Source organism: Megasphaera hominis, assembly GCF_014269395.1.
In the GTDB taxonomy this organism is placed as follows: Bacteria; Bacillota; Negativicutes; order Veillonellales; family Megasphaeraceae; genus Megasphaera; species Megasphaera hominis.
Genome location: NZ_JACOGK010000003.1, coordinates 37,886 through 57,476, shown reverse-complemented (window position 1 = coordinate 57,476; position 19,591 = coordinate 37,886). Strand labels below are relative to the sequence as shown.

Annotated in this window: 14 protein-coding genes, 1 pseudogene, 1 riboswitch and 1 other annotated feature; of the genes and pseudogenes, 7 read left to right on the top strand and 8 right to left on the bottom strand. The window is 52.1% G+C overall.

The window, feature by feature from the left end; genetic code table 11:
* Positions 1-13: 13 nt before the first annotated feature.
* The 3 genes and pseudogenes from uvrB to htpG form a co-directional block, all read right to left on the bottom strand.
* A pseudogene (uvrB, locus tag H8J70_RS01620) lies at positions 14-2,029 on the bottom strand (excinuclease ABC subunit UvrB); the annotation flags it as partial.
* 115 nt (positions 2,030-2,144) lie between these two features.
* Positions 2,145-2,927 carry a tRNA threonylcarbamoyladenosine dehydratase gene (locus H8J70_RS01615; protein WP_186502015.1) on the bottom strand — a complete coding sequence of 261 codons (783 nt, stop codon included), beginning with the start codon at positions 2,925-2,927 and terminating at the stop codon, positions 2,145-2,147.
* A 166-nt stretch (positions 2,928-3,093) separates the two neighbouring features.
* Positions 3,094-5,049 carry a molecular chaperone HtpG gene (htpG, locus tag H8J70_RS01610; RefSeq protein ID WP_186502014.1) on the bottom strand — a complete coding sequence of 652 codons (1,956 nt, stop codon included), beginning with the start codon at positions 5,047-5,049 and terminating at the stop codon, positions 3,094-3,096.
* Between the two features lie 357 nt (positions 5,050-5,406).
* Between htpG and H8J70_RS01605 the strand changes: the two genes are divergently transcribed.
* From H8J70_RS01605 to H8J70_RS01575, 7 genes are all read left to right on the top strand, one after another.
* The gene (locus H8J70_RS01605) at positions 5,407-6,648 is read left to right on the top strand and encodes an ATP-binding protein (protein ID WP_186502013.1); all 1,242 of its coding nucleotides are present in this window, start codon (positions 5,407-5,409) and stop codon (positions 6,646-6,648) included.
* Positions 6,649-6,780: 132 nt separating this feature from the next.
* Positions 6,781-7,022: a binding site (T-box leader), on the top strand.
* Positions 7,023-7,111: 89 nt separating this feature from the next.
* The gene (gene ilvC / locus H8J70_RS01600) at positions 7,112-8,122 is read left to right on the top strand and encodes a ketol-acid reductoisomerase (RefSeq protein WP_186502012.1); all 1,011 of its coding nucleotides are present in this window, start codon (positions 7,112-7,114) and stop codon (positions 8,120-8,122) included.
* Between the two features lie 96 nt (positions 8,123-8,218).
* Complete coding sequence (gene ilvB / locus H8J70_RS01595) at positions 8,219-9,919, top strand: biosynthetic-type acetolactate synthase large subunit (RefSeq protein ID WP_186502011.1); 1,701 nt, start codon at positions 8,219-8,221, stop codon at positions 9,917-9,919.
* Entirely contained in the window at positions 9,913-10,416 is a 504-nt protein-coding gene (gene ilvN, locus H8J70_RS01590; protein WP_186502010.1) for an acetolactate synthase small subunit, read from the top strand. The genes ilvB and ilvN overlap by 7 nt, the downstream gene beginning before the upstream one ends.
* 20 nt (positions 10,417-10,436) lie before the next feature.
* Positions 10,437-12,089, top strand: coding sequence for a dihydroxy-acid dehydratase (gene ilvD, locus H8J70_RS01585; protein ID WP_186502009.1), 1,653 nt, complete (start codon positions 10,437-10,439; stop codon positions 12,087-12,089).
* Between the two features lie 386 nt (positions 12,090-12,475).
* The gene (pckA, locus tag H8J70_RS01580) at positions 12,476-14,059 is read left to right on the top strand and encodes a phosphoenolpyruvate carboxykinase (ATP) (protein WP_186502008.1); all 1,584 of its coding nucleotides are present in this window, start codon (positions 12,476-12,478) and stop codon (positions 14,057-14,059) included.
* A 27-nt stretch (positions 14,060-14,086) separates the two neighbouring features.
* Complete coding sequence (locus tag H8J70_RS01575; protein WP_186502007.1) at positions 14,087-14,515, top strand: hypothetical protein; 429 nt, start codon at positions 14,087-14,089, stop codon at positions 14,513-14,515.
* Positions 14,516-14,596: 81 nt separating this feature from the next.
* Here the strand turns inward: H8J70_RS01575 and ribB are convergent, their stop codons facing one another.
* From ribB to H8J70_RS01550, 5 genes are all read right to left on the bottom strand, one after another.
* A complete protein-coding gene (gene ribB, locus H8J70_RS01570) occupies positions 14,597-15,262 on the bottom strand; it encodes a 3,4-dihydroxy-2-butanone-4-phosphate synthase (protein ID WP_186502006.1) in 666 nt (221 codons plus the stop codon).
* Between the two features lie 162 nt (positions 15,263-15,424).
* Positions 15,425-15,537: riboswitch (FMN riboswitch) on the bottom strand.
* A gap of 83 nt (positions 15,538-15,620) precedes the next feature.
* Entirely contained in the window at positions 15,621-16,046 is a 426-nt protein-coding gene (locus H8J70_RS01565) for a transcriptional regulator GutM (RefSeq protein ID WP_186502005.1), read from the bottom strand.
* Between the two features lie 3 nt (positions 16,047-16,049).
* A complete protein-coding gene (locus tag H8J70_RS01560) occupies positions 16,050-17,558 on the bottom strand; it encodes a phosphohexomutase domain-containing protein (protein WP_222433542.1) in 1,509 nt (502 codons plus the stop codon).
* A 23-nt stretch (positions 17,559-17,581) separates the two neighbouring features.
* On the bottom strand, positions 17,582-18,166 hold the full coding sequence (locus H8J70_RS01555) for a lecithin retinol acyltransferase family protein (protein WP_186502003.1): 585 nt from the start codon (positions 18,164-18,166) through the stop codon (positions 17,582-17,584).
* Positions 18,167-18,214: 48 nt separating this feature from the next.
* Complete coding sequence (locus H8J70_RS01550; protein ID WP_186502002.1) at positions 18,215-19,228, bottom strand: threonine aldolase family protein; 1,014 nt, start codon at positions 19,226-19,228, stop codon at positions 18,215-18,217.
* Positions 19,229-19,591 lie beyond the last annotated feature (363 nt).

The window sequence follows — 19,591 nt, the reverse complement described above, 5'->3', positions numbered from 1 at the left end:
TGTCATCGTGACTAATATCAGAGAGCTGCTGGCGCAGCGTCCCCAAGCGGTCGCGCAGGGCAGCAGCCTTTTCAAATTCCAAATTCTTTGCGGCCTGCTTCATTTGCTGGGTTACGGACTGGATAACCTTGTGCAGGGCTTCCCGCGTGAGGGGTGCCTCTTTCCCGTTATAGGACGCCTGGTCTTCAGAGACCTTGGTCAGTTCGATCAAATCGACGACCTCTTTTTTAACAGATTTTGGCGTTATATGATGCTTTTTATTATAGGCATCCTGGACTTCCCGGCGCCGCTTCGTTTCGTCTATAGCACGGGCCATAGAATCTGTCATGCGGTCGGCATACATGATGACCCGGCCATTCACATTACGGGCAGCCCGGCCCATGGTCTGAATGAGAGCCGTATCGGAACGGAGAAAGCCTTCCTTGTCGGCATCGAGAATGGCCACCAGGGAAACTTCCGGCATATCCAGGCCTTCACGCAGGAGGTTGATGCCGACGAGGACGTCAAAGACACCGGCCCGCAGGTCCCGGATAATCTCTGCCCGTTCAATCGTCGCAATATCCGAATGGAGATAGCGCACGAGGATGCCCATTTCCTTCAGATAGTCCGTCAGATCTTCAGCCATCTTCTTCGTCAGCGTTGTCACCAAAACCCGTTCGTGCCGTTCCATGCGCAGGCGGATTTCTCCCAGAAGATCGTCCATCTGGCCGGCAATGGGCCGCACTTCGACGGCCGGGTCCAGGAGGCCTGTCGGCCTGATGATCTGCTGAGCCAGGTTCGTTTGGACGCTCATTTCATAGTCCCCGGGCGTAGCACTGACGTAGATGATTTGATTGATCCGTTCTGTAAATTCATCGAACGTTAAGGGACGGTTGTCCAGGGCCGATGGCAAACGGAAGCCGTATTCGATGAGGTTTTGCTTACGCGACCGGTCGCCGGCGTACATGGCCCGCAGTTGGGGCAATGTCACATGCGATTCGTCGACCATGATCAGGAAATCATCAGGGAAATAGTCTAGGAGCGTATACGGTGCCTGGCCGGGCTTGCGGCCGGCCAGATGGCGGGAATAGTTTTCAATGCCTGAGCAATAGCCCATTTCTTCCATCATTTCAATATCATAGCGCGTACGCTGTTCCAAGCGCTGTGCTTCTAAGAGATGGCCGCCTTCTTTAAGTTCTGCCAATCGTTCATCCAGTTCCTTCTGGATCGTACCGATAGCCCGCTCCATCTTATCTTTGGTCGTTACGTAATGGCTGGCCGGATAAATGGCCACATGCTTGCGCTCAGCCACGACTTCACCCGTAAGGACATCGACTTCCGTCAGCCTGTCAATTTCATCGCCGAACATTTCAATGCGGATAATGGAATTGTCAAAGGCTGCCGGGAATACTTCGATGGTATCACCGTGCACGCGGAAGGTACCGCGTGTAAGGTCCAGGTCATTACGCGAATACTGGATGTCTACGAGCTTGCGCAGGATTTCGCTCTGCGGTTTTTCCTGGCCCAGGCGCAGAGACACGACGAGCTCGCTATAATCTTCCGGATCGCCTAAGCCGTAAATGCAAGACACAGAGGCGACGATGATGACATCGCGCCGTTCAAAGAGACTCATCGTCGCCGAGTGGCGCAGCTTGTCGATTTCATCGTTGATCGATGCGTCCTTTTCGATATATGTATCCGTCGATGCGATGTAGGCTTCAGGCTGATAAAAATCGTAATAGCTGACAAAATAGGCGACTTCGTTGTCGGGAAAGAACGCTTTAAATTCGCTGCACAGCTGGGCTGCCAGCGTTTTATTATGAGCAATGACCAAGGTCGGCTTTTGCACAGCCTCGATGACCTTAGCCATGGTAAAGGTCTTGCCTGTCCCCGTAGCCCCCAAAAGGACCTGGGCCCATTGACCGGAGCGGACGCCATCGGCCAGGGATTGGATGGCCTCAGGCTGATCGCCCATCGGTTCATAGGGGGCTACGACATGAAAAGGCGTGGACGTATGATAATCTTTATTTAAGTGCGATTGTATATCCATGAGCAGGCCTCTTTTTCTACAATAAAGAATTATTTTCCGTTTCTAAAAGTATAGCACATGTGCGAACATATGTATACAAAAATCCCAGTCTCAACGAGACTGGGATAGAAGCACCTTATACAGATGGCACAGCAGCCGTATCATCCCGGATCTGACCGGCGACCAGGTCGTTGACGACTGTGCCGGCAATGATCAGGCCCGCAACAGAAGGCACGAAGGAAATGCTGCCCGGTACGGCACGACGGAAATCGCAGCTGTGCGAGCTGCCTGGCGGGCAAATGCAGTTCTTGCCGCAGCCGTTTTGCTTCCGTTTCAAGGGCTGTTCCTGCGAATAGACGACCTTAAGGGCTTTGACGCCCCGTTTTTTGAGTTCCCGGCGCATGACCTTCGCCAAGGGATCGACGCTGGTCTTATAGATGTCGGTTACTTCAAAGCGCGTCGGGTCCAGCTTGTTGCCGGCGCCCATGCAGCTGATAATAGGAATCTGCCGTTTCTGCGCTTCTTCAGCCAGGCTCAGTTTGCCGCTCACCGTATCGATGGCGTCTACAATATAATCATAATGACCGGTAAAGAAACGGTCTGCCACATCGGGCATATAAAAATCCTCTATACAATCAACTGTTGCCTGCGGATTGATATCCAGAATCCGCTGCTTCATCATTTCTGTTTTCTTCTTGCCTACGGTCTTGCTCGTGGCATGGATTTGACGGTTAATATTCGTCAGGCATACGAGGTCATTATCGACAAGAACTAAATGGCCTACACCGGACCGGGCCAGACCTTCGGCTGCATACGAGCCGACACCGCCAACGCCAAAAATAATGACCGTGCTATTTGCCAAGGTCTGCATGGCTGCCTGCCCTAAGAGCAGCTCCGTTCTGGAAAATCTTCCCAACATAATTTTATATTCCTCTCTTTTTAAATTCTGAATGGTATTATAGCACACTCTTTTTCTAGTATCTAGTTCTACTGCAGGCAGATACATATGACTTTCGTGCATACAGCAGGGTAAAAAAGACAGGTGCTATGTATTAATCGCACCTGTCTTTCATAATTATACAATATTAACGGGCCATCATCTGGGCTACTTTCTGGGCAAAGGCCGCCGGATCATCTGGCAAAATGCCTTCCAAGAGGAGTGCCTGATCGTAGAGGAGCTGGCAGTAATCCTGGAAACCCTGAGAGTCCTTACCGCCTTCGTGCAAGGTCTGCAAGCGGTTAAAGAGGTCGTGATGCGGGTTGATTTCCAGGATCCGGCGAGCCTTGAGAAGCGGATTATCCGCTACAGCAAAGGCCTGTTCCATAGCGATAGACGGGCCGGCAGCATCTGCGACGAGGCAGACTGCACCGGATTTGAGACGGTTCGAAAGGCGTACATCGGCTACTTTGTCGCCAAGGTAATCCTTGATATCTTTTAAAAGGCCTTCGTTGTCTTTTGCCAAATCTTCGGCTTTCTTCTTTTCTTCCTTATATTCATCATCGTCCAGGTCGAGGTCGCCCTGGCTGACGGAATGGAATTTTTTGCCTTCATATTCGCCAATGGCCTGTACGGCAAATTCGTCAACCGGATCGAGCATGTAGAGGACTTCCAGGTCACGATCGCGCAGGAGTTCCATCTGCGGCATAGCGTCAATAGCAGCGCGGTCTTTGCCGGTAGCGAAGTAAATCTTCTGCTGTCCTTCCTTCATGCGGCCGACATATTCCTTCAGCGTGCACAGCTTGCCGTCCTTAGAGCTCATGAAGAGGAGCAAGTCTTTCAGCTTATCCACATTATTTTCACCGGTCATCATGCCGCTGTAAATGCCAATTTTCAGGGACTTGCCATATTCAGCCCAGAATTTTTCGTATTTTTCACGGTCTTTATCGAGGTCCCGTGCCAGTGTCTTTAAGATATTCTTTTCCAGGTTACGGCCAATGAGCTTCAGTTCGCGGCTCTGTTGCAGGAGTTCACGGGAAATGTTAAGGGACAAATCCGGCGAATCGACGAGGCCTTTGACAAAGCGCAGGTAATCCGGCAGAAGATCCTTGCATTTATCCATGATGAAGACGTGGCGGCTGTAGAGCTGCAGGCCTGCTTCATAGTCCGTATAATACAGATTAAATGGAGCCCGGCCAGGAATGAAGAGGAGTGCCGTATATTCGACGGCCCCTTCGGCTTTGGTATGGAAGATTTCCATCGGGTCTTCCCATTCGAAGAACTGGTGCTGGAAAAATTCCTTGTATTCTTCCGGTTTGATGTCCGACTTATTGCGTGTCCACAGGGGCTGCATGGAGTTGAGTGTCCGCGTTTCTACGTGTTCTTCTTCCGGCGCATCTTCAATGACCTTGCCATCAGCATCCTTTGGTTTTTCTTTTACCGTGTAATCCATGGTGATTGGATAACGAATGTAGTCGGAATACTGTTTGACCAGGCCGGAAATCTTATCGCGGTCCGTGTAGTTTTCTTCCTTGTCGTTGCCATAAAAGTCACTGCCCAGATGCAGGATGATGGACGTACCGTGTTTCGGTTTTTCACATTCGTCCAGCGTGTACTGGCCATCGCCTGTAGATTCCCACTTGTAGGCCTGGCTTTCACCAGCCTTACGGGTAACGACCGTAACGGAGTCGGCGACCATAAAGGCCGAATAAAAACCAACACCAAATTGGCCAATCATATCCTTATCAGTGACTTCGCTATTTGCTTCCTGGGCTTCTTTCAACTTTTCCAAGAAGGCCTTGGTACCGGATTTGGCAATCGTACCGAGATTCTGAATCAGGTCGTCACGGTTCATGCCCAGGCCATTATCGGAAATAGTCAGGGTATGTGCGTCTGCATCCGGCGTGATATGGATTTCAAAGCCCGTATCACCTTCGAGCAAATCGCGGTTCGTCAGCGATTCATAGTGTAATTTATCAATCGCATCGGAGGCATTGGAAATCAGTTCCCGCAGGAAAATTTCATGATTCGTATAAATGGAATGGACCATCAGGTCCAACAGCTGTTTCGTTTCCGCTTGGAATTCAAAAGTTTCTTTCGCCATGATCTATAAGCTCCTTTTTTTAAGCCCATCAGTGCGGCTTTTGTATTTGTCCTGTTAGCACTCTACTATTTAGAGTGCTAACGCTCTTTCTTTATCATACAGCAAAAAGTCAAAGTGTCAAGAGAGGAGGCCGGATATTTCGCTCTGACCGCTCCAGCGTGGCTATTTTCTCCATACACGCGAATTGTATCGTCCACCTTTAAAGGACAGAAAGAGAGACTGCTTCAGACGGAATCATCAAAATTTTTATGTGTTTTATATGTGTTTTTATTTATCATTGACGACCTTTTGCAGCCCGTAGTATACTAAGCCCCAAAACCGGACATCCTTGTCCGTTTGCCAAAAGGAGCTGATTTTATGAACGGAAGTCTGCAGGGACTTATCGTCTGCCGTCATTTTTTAGAGGATCCGGTTCTAGGTGCCATCGCTGCCCTGGAAACCGGGCAGCCAGCGTCAGGTGCCAAACAGCACATTGCCGCCACACTGATTGAACGGGCCGAAAAGCTGGGTCTGAAAGGAAATCTGCTCAGCAGCTATATCCTCTACCTCCTGGCCGACGGCCAGATGGAAAGCGCCGCTGCCATTGAACGGGCTGGCCGGGCCGGTGCCGGTCTCATCGCAGGTATGGCGATCGATATGGCCATTCTCTGGCCCTATCTGACGCAGCCCGCATCGGTCTTTCTGGACCTGGCCCTGCTCGATGCGTATGAGCCTTCCCTGCCCCGGACCTACGACCACGTAGAAGTGCTTACAGCTACGCTCAAGAACTGTACCGGCGCTACGGCAGCAGCCAGTGCCTTAGCAGCGCATTACGCCGCCTATGGGCGCGGGCAACTGGCCCGCTTTCAGGCCTTCCGTCTGGATGAGGCTGGTGAACTGCAAGGCATCCGCGACTTCCCGGACCTTTCCTGGGATGACCTCATAGGCTATGCAGCGCAAAAAGAGCGGCTATTGGAGAATACACGTGCCTTCGTACAGGGAGGCCGCGCCAATAACGCACTCCTCACCGGCGCCAGGGGCACAGGCAAATCAACAGCCGTAAAGGCCCTGGTCTCACTCTACCATCGGCAAGGCCTGCGCCTCATCCAGATCGGTCAGCAACAGCTGCCATATCTGCCAGACCTCCTGGAAAAGCTCGCCGCCATCCGCAGCAAGCGCTTCATTCTCTTTCTGGATGATCTGTCCTTCGACGAAAATGAAAAGGAGTATAAATATGTAAAGTCTGCCATTGACGGCGGCGTCACACCGCAGCCTGACAACGTGCTTATTTACGCCACGTCCAACCGCCGTCACCTCTTAAAGGAAACGTGGGACGACAGGCACGATGAAATGAATGAGGTCCATCGCGCTGATAGTGTCAATGAATCTATTTCCCTTTCCGACCGCTTTGGTCTTATTCTCCACTATGCAGCACCCACGCAGGACGAATACCTGGCCATTATCAAACATGAGCTGCAAAAAGCCGGCATCTGCCTCGACGGTGAAACACTGCGCCGTGAGGGCGTACGCTGGGAAATGGAACATTCCGGCAGAAACGGCCGCATTGCCCACCAATTCGTCACGGCCTATGTGGCTCAAAAAAGCCTGTTTCATAAGTAAATTAGATAATCGTTTAACCGCTTTTTTCCAAAAAATTTCCCAAAAAGGTGTTGACAAGAGGCAAATCATTCTGTAAAATGCACTCAAGCTTTCCAAACAGGAGACACAGATGTGTACAGGAAGGCGACATAGTGAAATCTGATGACGGGAAAGAGTACTTCGTTTTGATGCATACAGAGAGCTGGCGGCCGGTGTGAGCCAGTTGCAGATGGCGGACGAAAATCATCCCTGAAGAGGAGTGCTGAAGTAGAACTAAGCACTGACGACTTTTCCACGTTATAGGAAACGCGTATGTTGGTACGTTGTAGAGAGCCTGCCAGTAGTAATACAGCAGGAATCAGGGTGGTATCGCGGAATATAACTCCGTCCCTATTTTTAGGGACGGAGTTTTTTTGTTGGCCTCTTTTGACAGCTCTAAATTCCAACGAGATAAATTATTTTATACTCAAGGAGAGATGTGATTATGGCAAAAGTATTTTATGATCAAGATGTGAACTGGGACGTATTGAAAGGTAAGACAGTCGCTATCGTCGGGTATGGCAGTCAAGGCCACGCCCATGCCCTGAATTTGAAAGATAACGGTGTCGACGTCGTCGTCGGCCTCTACGCAGGCAGCCATTCCGCTGCTAAAGCACAGGCCGCAGGCCTTGCCGTCAAGACCGTCGCCGACGCTGTCGCTGCCGCCGACGTGACCATGGTACTCATCCCGGATGAAAAACAGGCTGACGTATACCAGAGCGAAATCAAGCCCAATCTCAAGCCCGGCAGCGCCCTGGCCTTTGCCCATGGTTTCAACATTCATTTCAAACAGATCGTTCCCCCTGCTGACGTAGACGTCTTTATGGTCGCTCCCAAGGGACCGGGCCACCTCGTACGCCGCACCTTCGTCGAAGGCGGTGGCGTGCCCGATGTCTTTGCTGTCGAGCAGGACGCCACCGGTACCTGTTTCGACCTGGCCCTGGCCTATGCCCGTGGCATCGGCGGTACCCGGGCCGGCGTCATCCAGACTTCTTTCCAGGAAGAAACGGAAACGGACCTTTTCGGGGAACAGGCTGTTCTCTGCGGTGGTATCTGCCAGCTCATCACGAACGGCTTCGAAACCCTCTGCGAAGCAGGTTACCAGCCGGAAATCGCCTATTTTGAAACGTTCCATGAAATGAAGCTCATCGTAGACCTCATGTATGAAGGCGGTATGGCCAAGATGCGCAAATCCATCAGCGATACAGCCGAATACGGCGACTATACCTCGGGCTCCCGTGTCGTCACGCCGGCATCCAAGCAAGCCATGAAGGATGTCCTCGCTGACATCCAATCCGGTGCCTTTGCCAAGGACTGGCTCTTAGAAAATCGCGCTGGCGGCCGGGCCCATTTTCTGGCTATGCGCCGGCAGCATGCGGAACATCCCCTGGAAAAGGTAGGCGCTAAATTGCGCGACATGATGCCCTGGCTGCACGACGCCGATCAAAAGGACTAATACGACCAGGCTGAACCCTGTTTTCCACGGGAGGGGTGCCCTGCCAAACGCAGCGACGCCCTTTTTCTCTATCCGCATATCTACGAGGTGACGAATTTGAAACTAACAGGTGCTCAAGCAGTACTCGCCTGTCTGAAGCACGAAGGCGTAGACGTCGTCTTCGGCTATCCTGGCGGTGCTGTCCTTTCTCTCTACGACGAAGTGTATAAAGAAAAATTTCCTCATATCCTGACGGGTCACGAACAAGGCGCCGTCCACGCCGCTGATGGCTACGCCCGGGCAACGGGCAAGCCCGGCGTTTGCTTTGCCACATCCGGCCCGGGCGTCTGCAATATGGTTACGGGTATTGCCACAGCCAATATGGATTCCATTCCCCTGGTCATCATCAGCGGCCAGGTCGCAACGACACTCATTGGACGGGACTCCTTCCAGGAAGCGGATATTTCCGGCATCACTACACCCATTACCAAGCATAACTACCTGGTCAAGGATGAAAAAGAGCTGCCCCGCGTCCTGAAGGAAGCCTTCTATATCGCTACGACAGGCCGGCCGGGCCCGGTTCTCGTAGACATCGCCAAAAACGTTTTTGATACGACCTTTGACTTTTCCTATCCCGGCACAGTACAGCTGCGAGGCTACCACGGCAACATTTCCGGCAAGGAAGACGATCTCGACCGGGCCGTCGCCGCCATCGAAGCAGCAGAAAAACCGGTCATTCTCACCGGTGGCGGCATCATTCTGGCCGATATGGCACCGACGCTGCAGCACATCGTAACCAATATGCACGTCCCCGTCGTGACGACCCTCATGGGCAAGGGTGCCGTACCCGATACGTACGACAGTCACCTGGGCATGGCCGGCATGCACGGCTCGTATGCCGCTAACATGGCCATTACGGAATGCGACCTTCTCGTAGCCATTGGCACGCGCTTTGATGATCGCCTGACAGGGGACGTAGAAAATTTTGCTCCGAACGCAACCATCGTTCACTTTGACATCGACAAGGTAGAAATCAACAAGATTGTCCACGCCGACATCAGTGTCAACGGCGACCTGCGCTGGTCCCTGCCCCGCCTCGGTGAAAAACTGGCCGCCCATGAAACGCATTTGGCCGACCGCTACAGTGCCTGGCGACAGCATGTAAACAGCCTGAACCAGGCCCATCCCTTCCGGACGCGGGATCTCCCGTCAGCCGTTTCGCCACAGCGCCTCTTAGAAGAAATCGAAAAACAGACACCTGGCGACACGATTTATGTTACCGACGTAGGCCAGCACCAGATGTGGGCAGCTCAGTTTCTCCTGCTGAACAAGGCCCGTCATTTCCTCACGTCCGGCGGCTTAGGCACCATGGGCTACGGACTGCCTGCGGCCATGGGTGCCAAGGTCGGCAAGCCGGAAGCCACCGTCGTTCTGGTAACCGGTGACGGCAGCATCCTCATGAACTGCCAGGAATTTACGACACTCTATAAATACGGCATCGACGTCAAGGTCGTCGTCCTGCATAACAACGTCTTGGGGATGGTCAATCAGTGGCAGCGCCTCTTCTACAATGGCCACTGTGCCGAATCGGTCATCCGCAACAACCCGGATCTGGCAGCCATTGCTACCTCCATGGGCGTACCTGGTAAGACCTTGCATGAGCCTAAAGACCTGGCCCGGGCCGTAGCCGGCCTTTTCGCCACCAAGGGTCCGGCCCTGCTCGATGTCTTTATCCCGGAAGATGAAAACGTCTATCCCATGGTCCCTGGCGGCAAACGCCTGGACCAGATGGTCTTAGGAGGTGACGCTCCATGCTGAAACAACATTTAGCCATCCTTTGCGACAACAAGCCTGGCGTTCTCACCCACGTAGCCGGCCTTATCAGCCGCAGGGCCATCAATATCGAATGCATCAACGCCGGCTATACGGAGGAAGCAGACGTAACGCGCATCAACATCGTCGTTTCCGTAGAAAACCGCTGGGACCTGGACCAGGCAGTCAATCAGCTGGCCAAACTCATCGACGTAATCAAGGTCGTCAACCTGGACGATGCCCCTTTCGTGAGCTACGAGCTGGCTATGATCAAGGTCCACTGCCCGACGCCACAGCTGCGGGGCGAGCTCACCAATATTGCCCAGCTCTTCAATGCCAAGATTGTCGATGTACAGCCCCAGTCCCTGGTATTACGGCTCACTGGCCGGGAAGACCATATCGAAGCACTCTTGGAAATGCTCGGGGATTATAAAATTATCGAAATTGCCCGCACAGGCCAGATTGCTCTCTCCCGGGGCGTCGTGCCGGTCAAGGAAATGTAAGCAAAGAAAGGAATAATGACATGCATAGTGATATCGTAAAACAGGGCCTTACCCGTACGGCCCACAGAACCCTTTTTCACGCCATGGGCTATAGCGATGAAGATTTGCAAAAGCCCTTGATCGGCGTCTGTAATGCCTTTAATGAAATCATCCCCGGCCACATCCATTTGCGGGACATTGCCGAAGCCGTCAAGCTCGGCGTCGCTGCCGCCGGTGGTACACCTATCGAATTTCCTGCTATCGGCGTCTGCGACGGTATCGCCATGGGCCACCGCGGTATGAGCTTTTCCCTGTCGAGCCGCGAACTCATCTGCGACTCCATCGAAGCCGTCGCCACAGCCCATGCCTTTGACGGTCTCGTCCTCATCCCGAACTGTGATAAAATCGTGCCGGCCATGCTCATGGCCGCAGGCCGTCTCAATATTCCGACAGTCGTCGTCAGCGGCGGCCCCATGCTGGCCGGCCGTCATCAGGGCAAAGACATCAGCGTCAGTACCATGTTTGAAGCTGCCGGCAAGGTCGAAGCCGGCCAGATGAGCGAAGACGAAATGCACGCCATGGAATTCCAGGCCTGCCCGGGCTGCGGCTCTTGCGCCGGCCTCTTTACGGCCAACACAATGAACTGTATGACCGAAGTTCTCGGCATGGGCCTGCCCGGTAACGGCACCATTCCTGCTGCGTACACAGGCCAGCGCCGTATGCTTGCCAAAAAAGCCGGCCAGGTCGTTGTCGATCTGGTACAGCGCGACGTCCGCCCGCGCGACATCATGACACGTGCGGCCTTTGAAAATGCCATCGCCGTCGATATGGCCATTGGCGGCTCTACCAATACGGCCCTGCACCTGCCAGCTATTGCCCACGAAGCCGGTGTCGATTTATCCCTCGACGCCTTCGACGAAATCAGCCGTAAAGCTGCCTATATCTGCAAGATGAGTCCGGGCGGCACGTATCATATGCAGGATCTCGACGAAGCCGGCGGCATTTGTGCCGTCATGAAAGAAATCAGCAAGCTCGGTCTTATCCATGCAGAGGCCCGGACCATTACCGGTACGATTGGCGAGCGCATCAAAGACGCGGTCATCCAAAATCACGACGTCATCCACGACATCGATCATGCATACATGCATAAAGGCGGCATTGCCGTCCTCAAGGGTAACCTGGCTCCCTTGGGCTCGGTCATTAAAGAAAGCGCCGTCGAGGCAGATCTCCTGGTCTATACAGGTACGGCCAAGTGCTACGATTCGGAAGAAGCAGCAATTGAAGCAATCATGAGTGGTGAAATCAAAGAAGGCCACGTTGTCGTCATCCGCTACGAAGGCCCCAAGGGCGGTCCGGGCATGCGGGAAATGCTCAATCCCACAGCCGTCATTACCGGAATGGGCCTCAAGGTAGCCCTGCTTACAGACGGCCGTTTCAGTGGTGCCAGCCGCGGCGCCTGCATCGGCCATATCTCGCCGGAAGCCATGGAAGGCGGTCCTCTGGCCCTGGTCCACGACGGCGATACGATTGCCATCGACATTCCCCAGCGTAAGCTCGAGCTTCTCGTTAGCGACGACGAGCTGGCCAGACGCAAGGCTGCGTGGCAGCAGCCTGAACCAAAAGTAAAGACAGGCTACTTATCACGCTATGCCCGCCTGGTTACTTCAGCCAATACGGGTGCTGTTATGAAATAACACAGGCCTGACCAAAACGCCTCCGCCCCTGCTTGTCATGCAGGGCAGGAGGCGTTTTAATTTTTCCCATATAAAACATTTAATTATGAAGTGCATTATTACAATAGCACAAGAGGAAGTCATTCTTATTCAGTTATAATACATACTCTTTTACATTCATATTCGCTATAAATAAACCATCATATATCTCTTCTATTTACCATATAAGTAGAGTATAATAGTCTTATACATCTATTATTATATGCTATTTATTATATTGTACATCATTAAAACAACATATTTCATTGAATAGGCTAGCGAATCCGATTATAATACAAGTAGTTTTCGCATGCTATGATAATCAAATGAGATACTAAGCAGCATATGAATAAGGGGAGAGATAGACTATGGAAACATTTTCCTTGGAACAAAGCGGCATTATCAACGCCAAAGCAATTTATCGGAATTTAAGCTCCGCCTGTCTCACAGAAGCAGCATTAGCACGCGGTGAAGGCATCCTCAGTGATACAGGGGCCTTAGTCGTACGGACCGGTACATTCACAGGCCGGTCGCCAAAGGACAAGTTCATCGTCGATACACCGGGGGTTCACGACGAAATCGCCTGGGGCAGCGTCAACCGGCCCATTACGCGGGCAGCATTTAAGGCCCTGCGCAGCAAAGCCGTCTCCTATTTACAGAACCGGGAGCTCTTCGTCTTCGACGGCTTTGCCGGCGCCGACCCGGTGCACCGGAAAAAATTCCGTATCATCAATGAACTGGCCAGTGAAAACCTCTTCATTCATAATTTACTGATCCGGCCTACGGCAGCCGAGCTGGATCAGTATGGCGAACCGGATTTCACCATCATCGCCGCACCGGGCTTCCATTGCAATCCCGAAAGCGACGGCGTCCATTCGGAAGCAGCCATCCTCATTGACTACGAAGCCCATGAGATCCTCATCGTAGGCACGCGCTATGCCGGTGAAATCAAAAAGAGCGTCTTCTCGGTCATGAATTATCTCATGCCCAAGGAAGGGGTCCTGCCCATGCACTGCTCGGCCAACATGGATCCAGTAACAAAGGAAACGGCTATTTTCTTCGGCCTTTCCGGTACAGGCAAGACAACCTTGTCGGCTGACCCGGAGCGCCTCCTTATTGGCGACGATGAACACGGCTGGTCCCCTGATGGTGTCTTTAATTTCGAAGGCGGTTGCTACGCTAAGTGCATCAACCTCGATCCTGAACGGGAGCCGGAAGTGTATGATGCCATTAAAGCCGGTACGCTTGTGGAGAATGTTATTCTCGACGCGCAGACGCGCAAACCGGATTATACCGATAAAACCTTGACAGAAAACACACGGGCAGGCTATCCTATTACATATATTGCCAATGCGGAAATGTCCGGCCTGGGCGGTACCCCTTCTGTCGTTATTTTTCTTACGGCTGACAGCTTCGGCGTGTTGCCGCCTATCTCCCGGTTAAGCAAAGAAGCGGCCATGTATCATTTTGTTACAGGCTTTACTTCGAAGGTAGCCGGTACGGAACAGAACATTACGGAACCGGTACCGACCTTCTCCACCCTCTTTGGCGAGCCTTTCATGCCTTTGCATCCCCAGATTTACGCCCATATGCTAGGCGAACGGATTGTAGCCCATAATACGACGGTCTATCTGGTCAACACGGGCTGGACCGGCGGCCCCTATGGAACAGGCAGCCGTATCGCTCTGAAATATACACGGGCTATGATTACTGCTGCCCTGAATGGCAGCCTAAAAGAATCTGTCTATGTGCATAACGACCGCTTCAACGTAGATATTCCCCAGACCTGCCCGAACGTGCCGGAAAAACTCCTGAACCCCCGTGCAACCTGGGCAGACCCGGCCGCCTATGATGCCATGGCCGCTAAGGTAGCGAAGCTGTTCTACGAAAACTTCCATACGAAATATCCCCGTATTCGTGAAGATATCCTGAACGCCGGACCACGGCCATGATTTATCACTCACTGAAGGAGGCATTCCATGAAAAAGCAACTCGTTGTAGCCATGACAGCCGCATCCCTCTTGGGCTTTTGCGGCGGTACAGCTGTACAGGCCTTTGACCTGGGATCCATTTTAAAGGTTGGCGGCGTTTCCGTTCTCGTTTCCAAATACGGAGACCAGATCAACACCTTCCTGAACAAATTACTCATGAAAAACGGCGTCGGCACGGATTATGCCACGAAGGTCGTTCCCATTATCAGCGGCGGTACAGGCAAATATATCGGTGCTGTCCAGGTCGTCGGACCGACGGCACAGGTCGATAAGGTAAAGGCTGTCGCCCAAATTGAAGCCAGCTTCAATGGCATTGCCCGGGCTAACGCCCTTATTCCTGTCGAATCCTTAGACGTGACAAACATGAGCCGTGTCCAAGGCGTCGGCGTTTCTGCTACGATCGATTTGAAATTCTAAACAGGACATCGTTAAAAGGGAGCTTCTCTCCTGCTACAGGCAGGAAGGAGCTCCCTTTTAACGTGCAGGCGTCTATGCCGCTTAGACCTGAGCCGGTGCCGGTACATCTGCCGGCATGTCGTCTTGCACTTCTGTACGGCGGCGGTACGCAGCGAGATCCGCTACGGTAATAAAGGTCAAGCCATAGGCCTTGGCAAATTCCATCAGTTCCGGTGTGCGGGCCATGGATCCGTCAGCGCTCATGATTTCGCAGCAAATGCCGACAGGTGTAAGGCCGGCCAGGCGGCACAGGTCGGTCGTCGTTTCCGTATGGCCCGTACGGCAGAGAACGCCACCGGTCTTGCTGCGCAAAGGAAAGACATGCCCAGGGCGGCGGAAATCCTCCGGTTTGGCCCGGCCGTCGGCACACATACGCATGGTGTGGGCCCGTTCACCGGCAGAAATCCCTGTGGTCGTGTCGACATGATCGATAGAAACGGTAAAGGCCGTCTCGTGGTTATCCGTATTTTTTTCTACCATAGGTCCCATGTGCAGGCGATCCAAAATAGCACCATCGCAGGGCATACAAATAAGCCCCTTGGCATGAGTTGCCATGAAATTGACCGTTGCCTGCGTAGCCAGTTCGGCACTCATGATGAGATCGCCTTCATTTTCCCGGTCCGCATCATCTGTGACCAATACCATCTTACCCGCCTTGATGTCGCGGATTGCCTCTTCAATCGTGCCAAACGTAAATTCGTTGTTCATGTTTTGTTCCTCCTGATGAAATAGTTTCTTTCATGGAAGATCTATTGGGTGGGGACTAGGTTGTACCTGTAAGGTTTCATACTGAAAACGCATGGCATTTCCCTTTTTGTGCGATAAAAAAGCCGTGCACACAAAAAGGGCGCACGGCAAAACTACGTTTCCTGCTGTCTTTTCTCATCCAGACTATACTGTCGGTACCGGAATTGCACCGGTTCGTGCTTGCGCTCGCGGACTCTACCGCCGGTAGGGAATTACACCCCGCCCCAAAGACAATAAATCATATGAAATTTTCTATAGTATAGCATATGCCTGCCGCTTTGTAACTACCTATGTCAAAATAGCATCATTCAGCGTAAGACTATGCTTTTTCCAGCTGGCTGTTTTCTTTTTGCCGGGCAGCGGCTTCCTTTTGCAGCCGTCCGATCAGCGCATCAGCAGCCTGCTCATAGCCCTTATACTGCTTGCGCTTCTTAGCCGGATACGTATTGAGCTCGTTCTTGAAATCGTATACGGTCCGGCCGTAAAGGTCCGGTCTTTCCCGGAAGCGGCTAAAAATCGTCATGCCCTGCATCGTTTCAGCGCCTACAATGGTGCCATCACCACTGCAGGCGAGGAGGACGATGGTGCCCGGTCCCAAACGACGGCGGCCACCGCCAATGCCCACATAGCCACGGCGGCGCAGGTGGCTTACAGCCTGACGATAGGCCCGTACCTGTAAGCGCACGCCTACAGCCTGCATGACCATGAGCATAAAGAAAAGGGCAAAAAGCCATTCTTTCTGCATGGCTTACACATCCAGCACGGAAATATCCAGCTGCTCAAAGCCCGTAAGCAGCTGACGCAGGCTGGCTGTAATTTCTTTGCAGCCCCCGGCTTCTTTGCTTTCAATATTGAGCGGCATATTGGGATCATGGAGAGACATCCGCAGGAGTGCCCAGCCTTGCGGGAACACAAGGCGCACGCCTTCATAGGACGGCGTGGCTATTTGTATGCCTGCCGCCTGTGCCCGTTCAGAGAACGCCTGGAGTACGTTTTTACCATATTCCCCGGCCTGGTCTGCCGTAATTTTCAATCGGTATTCTACACTTTCTGCCGGCTGCTTCAGTGCTGCAATCAGATCGCCCAGCTCTTTCCCCTGCTGTTTAGCCTGGGCTGCAGCGATGATCAGGCGCACAGCCAGGAAAGCGCCGTCGTCGAGATAATAATTTTCCCGTAACGCGCCGTGACCCGATGTTTCAATAGCCAGTGGCGAAAGAGTGCCTTCTTCATTGAGGCGGATACATTCGTCAATAACGTTCTTGTAACCGCGCATATACCGGTGATGGACCAAATGGAGTGTCTGCGTCAGGAACTCCGTCAGCTCATCACTCGTAACAGAATCGGTGACAATAGTACTGCCCGGATAGTCCGGCGCCAGAATAGCAGCAATCATGGCAATCAGGGCATTGCGGTTCACTTCTTCCCCGTTGGACAGAACGGCACTCATGCGGTCGACATCGGTATCGAAAATGAGGCCTAAATCGGCATGATTCTCTAATACGGCCGCGCGGATAGCCGCCATAGCCGCTGCGTTTTCCGGATTTGGAATGTGATTGGGGAACATGCCGTCTGGTTCCAGGAATTGACTGCCCGTCGTATCAGCGCCAAGGACATCCAGGACATCTGTAACGAAGAAGCCGCCACTGCCATTGCCGGCATCGACGACGATATGCATCCCCTGCAAGGGCTTCTCTTCTACGGGCACACCCAGACGCATGCTGATAGTCTGGCATAAGTGTTCCGCATACAGTTCCATCAAATTTAACGCATGGACCTGGGCCAGATCCCCGTGCTGTTCCGGAAGGGCAGCCGCCTGAGCCAAAAGGGCACGGATATCCGTTTTTTCCAGGCCCCCTTCAACGGTAAAGAATTTCATGCCATTGCGGTTATACGGCAAGTGGCTGGCCGTCAGCATGATCGCCCCGTCCATCTGGGTCTGGGAAAAAACAATAGACATAAACATGGCCGGTGTAGACGCCAGGTCACACTTGAATACATCGGCTGCACAGGCCGTAAGCCCGGAAAAAACAGCCTCCTGTAAGAGCGATGCCGAAATACGGGAATCATGACCTACGGCAATCCGCAAGGCAGCCGGTTCTTTTCCTAGTTTTTTGGCAAGAAAGGAAACGAACGCAGCAGCAATCCGGTTTACGGCTTCCGGCGTCAGCGTCACTTCTTCACCAGGTACCCCGGCGACAGCAACGCCGCGAACATCACTGCCATTTTGCAGTTTCATCATTTCCATTTCAGTCATCATCATGTATATCCTCCTAAATTAGTTTACTCTTGTCGCATTTTGGCTTCCAGATCGCGCTTGATCTTACTCAGTACCTGCTTCTTCAGGTCTGACACGGCTTCATCCCACCAGCGGGAACGCTGTTCCGGATCATCAAGACAAGCCAACGCGTCGTGCAAGCTTTGGCCACGCAAAATACGCTCTACTTGCTGGCTGCGATAAATGCCCTGCTTGCAGGCATTCGAAAAATGTTCACAATTATGAAAAAGCAGACTGTATTTTTCATTCCCCAGACAGGCTCTGGCAAAAGCTACCGTTTCTTCGATACTGCAGAGCTGCTGCCGTTCACGAATCGTGTACAGGCAGACCTCTGTCTGGCCGCCTTGGAGGAACAACTCCAGGGAAGTGGCCCGTACCTTCGTATCCCACCAATCAAACGGATTGTGGTCATCGTCACCGGCAAAGGTAATGACCTCCCTATCACTTATATAAATGCCGTGATGGTAATACAGGCCGCCTAAGCGGCGTACACGAATGTGATCACCACGCTGGGGCCGTGTAGCCAGCCAGTGGGCGGCTATTTTTTCGTCCTTTAATACAGATAAAAGGGAATGTACATCAATTGCCATGAAACCTGACTCCTTACATTCGTGAACCGGTATTGCCGGGATGGGCCGTCACATATACTGCAACAAGCCATCAATATCTTCCTGCTTCGTCATCCAGCTAGTCACAAGGCGTATGGTTTGTGTGCCATCGGGATTATCGAGCCACTTTTCAAACAGCACGTGCTTTGCCAGCGCCTCTGCCTGTGCGGTTGTTACGATGGGAAAAATCATATTCGATACCGGCGTATAGGCAAAGGAATACCCCTTTGCCTTCAGCCCGGCAGCCAGTTTCTGCCCCCACGCATCGGCCATGCTCCCTAAGCGCGTATACAAATCATCCTGGAGTAAGGCCTTAAACTGCAGGCCTAAGAGCATGCCCTTGGCAAAGAGGGCCCCATGCTGCCGCATGATAAAGCGGAAATGGGGCTTTAGTGCCTCATTAAGGATGACTACCATTTCGCCAAAAAGGGCACCGCACTTCGTGCCCCCCACATAAAACGCATCTGCCAGGGACGCTATGTCCTGCAGGCTAAGGTCATTGTACTCCGACCCCAGGGCCATAGCCAGGCGGGCCCCGTCAATATATAAATAGAGTCCATGAGCATCACAGCAGGCACGCAATGCCTGGAGTTCTGCTTTCGTATATACGGCTCCCATTTCTGTCGTATCGGAAATATAAACTACTTTGGGCAAGACCATCTGGTCCGTTTCGTGAAACGCTACGACCTTATCAATCTCAGCTGGCAAGACCTTTCCATCTACTGCCGGTACAGACAAGATTTTATGCCCCGTCGCCTCAATAGCGCCCGTTTCATGGACACAAATATGGGCTGAATCAGCAGCGATTACCGCTTCATACGGCCGCAGGAAGGCTGCCAGGCAAACCAGGTTGGTCAGTGTCCCGCCGGCAATAAAATGGACGTGTGCCTCTGCCTGTCCCGTGAGAGCCCGTATCATTTCCGTAACGGCAACGGAATATTCGTCATGGCTGTAGCTATCTGCCGGCATCAGATTATGCTCGGCCAAAGCTTGAAAAACATGGGGATGTGCCCCTGCACCGTAGTCATTTTTAAAAAATATCATCGCCATATCCTCTTTTCTCATACGTATGCCAGGTACTGTATGCTATTACTATTTTATTATATATATACAAGGACCGAAAAACAAGAAATAGAGACTGTATCTTCTGATTCATGCTCTGAAATTCAAAATTTCCTATCTACCATAAATATACTCAAACTATGGAATATATTTATCCCTCCAATTCTATAGCTCCTGCGAGAAACTGCTTTTTTATTCTATTCTATTATTTTTATATCAATATGTCTTAATCATTAAATTAAAACGGAATAAAACAAGGGAATTGCCTGTTAGCAAAATATTTTACTAAAGAATAACAATTATTATTTGACAGGCAAGGATTATAGTGTTATAGTATGAGCAACG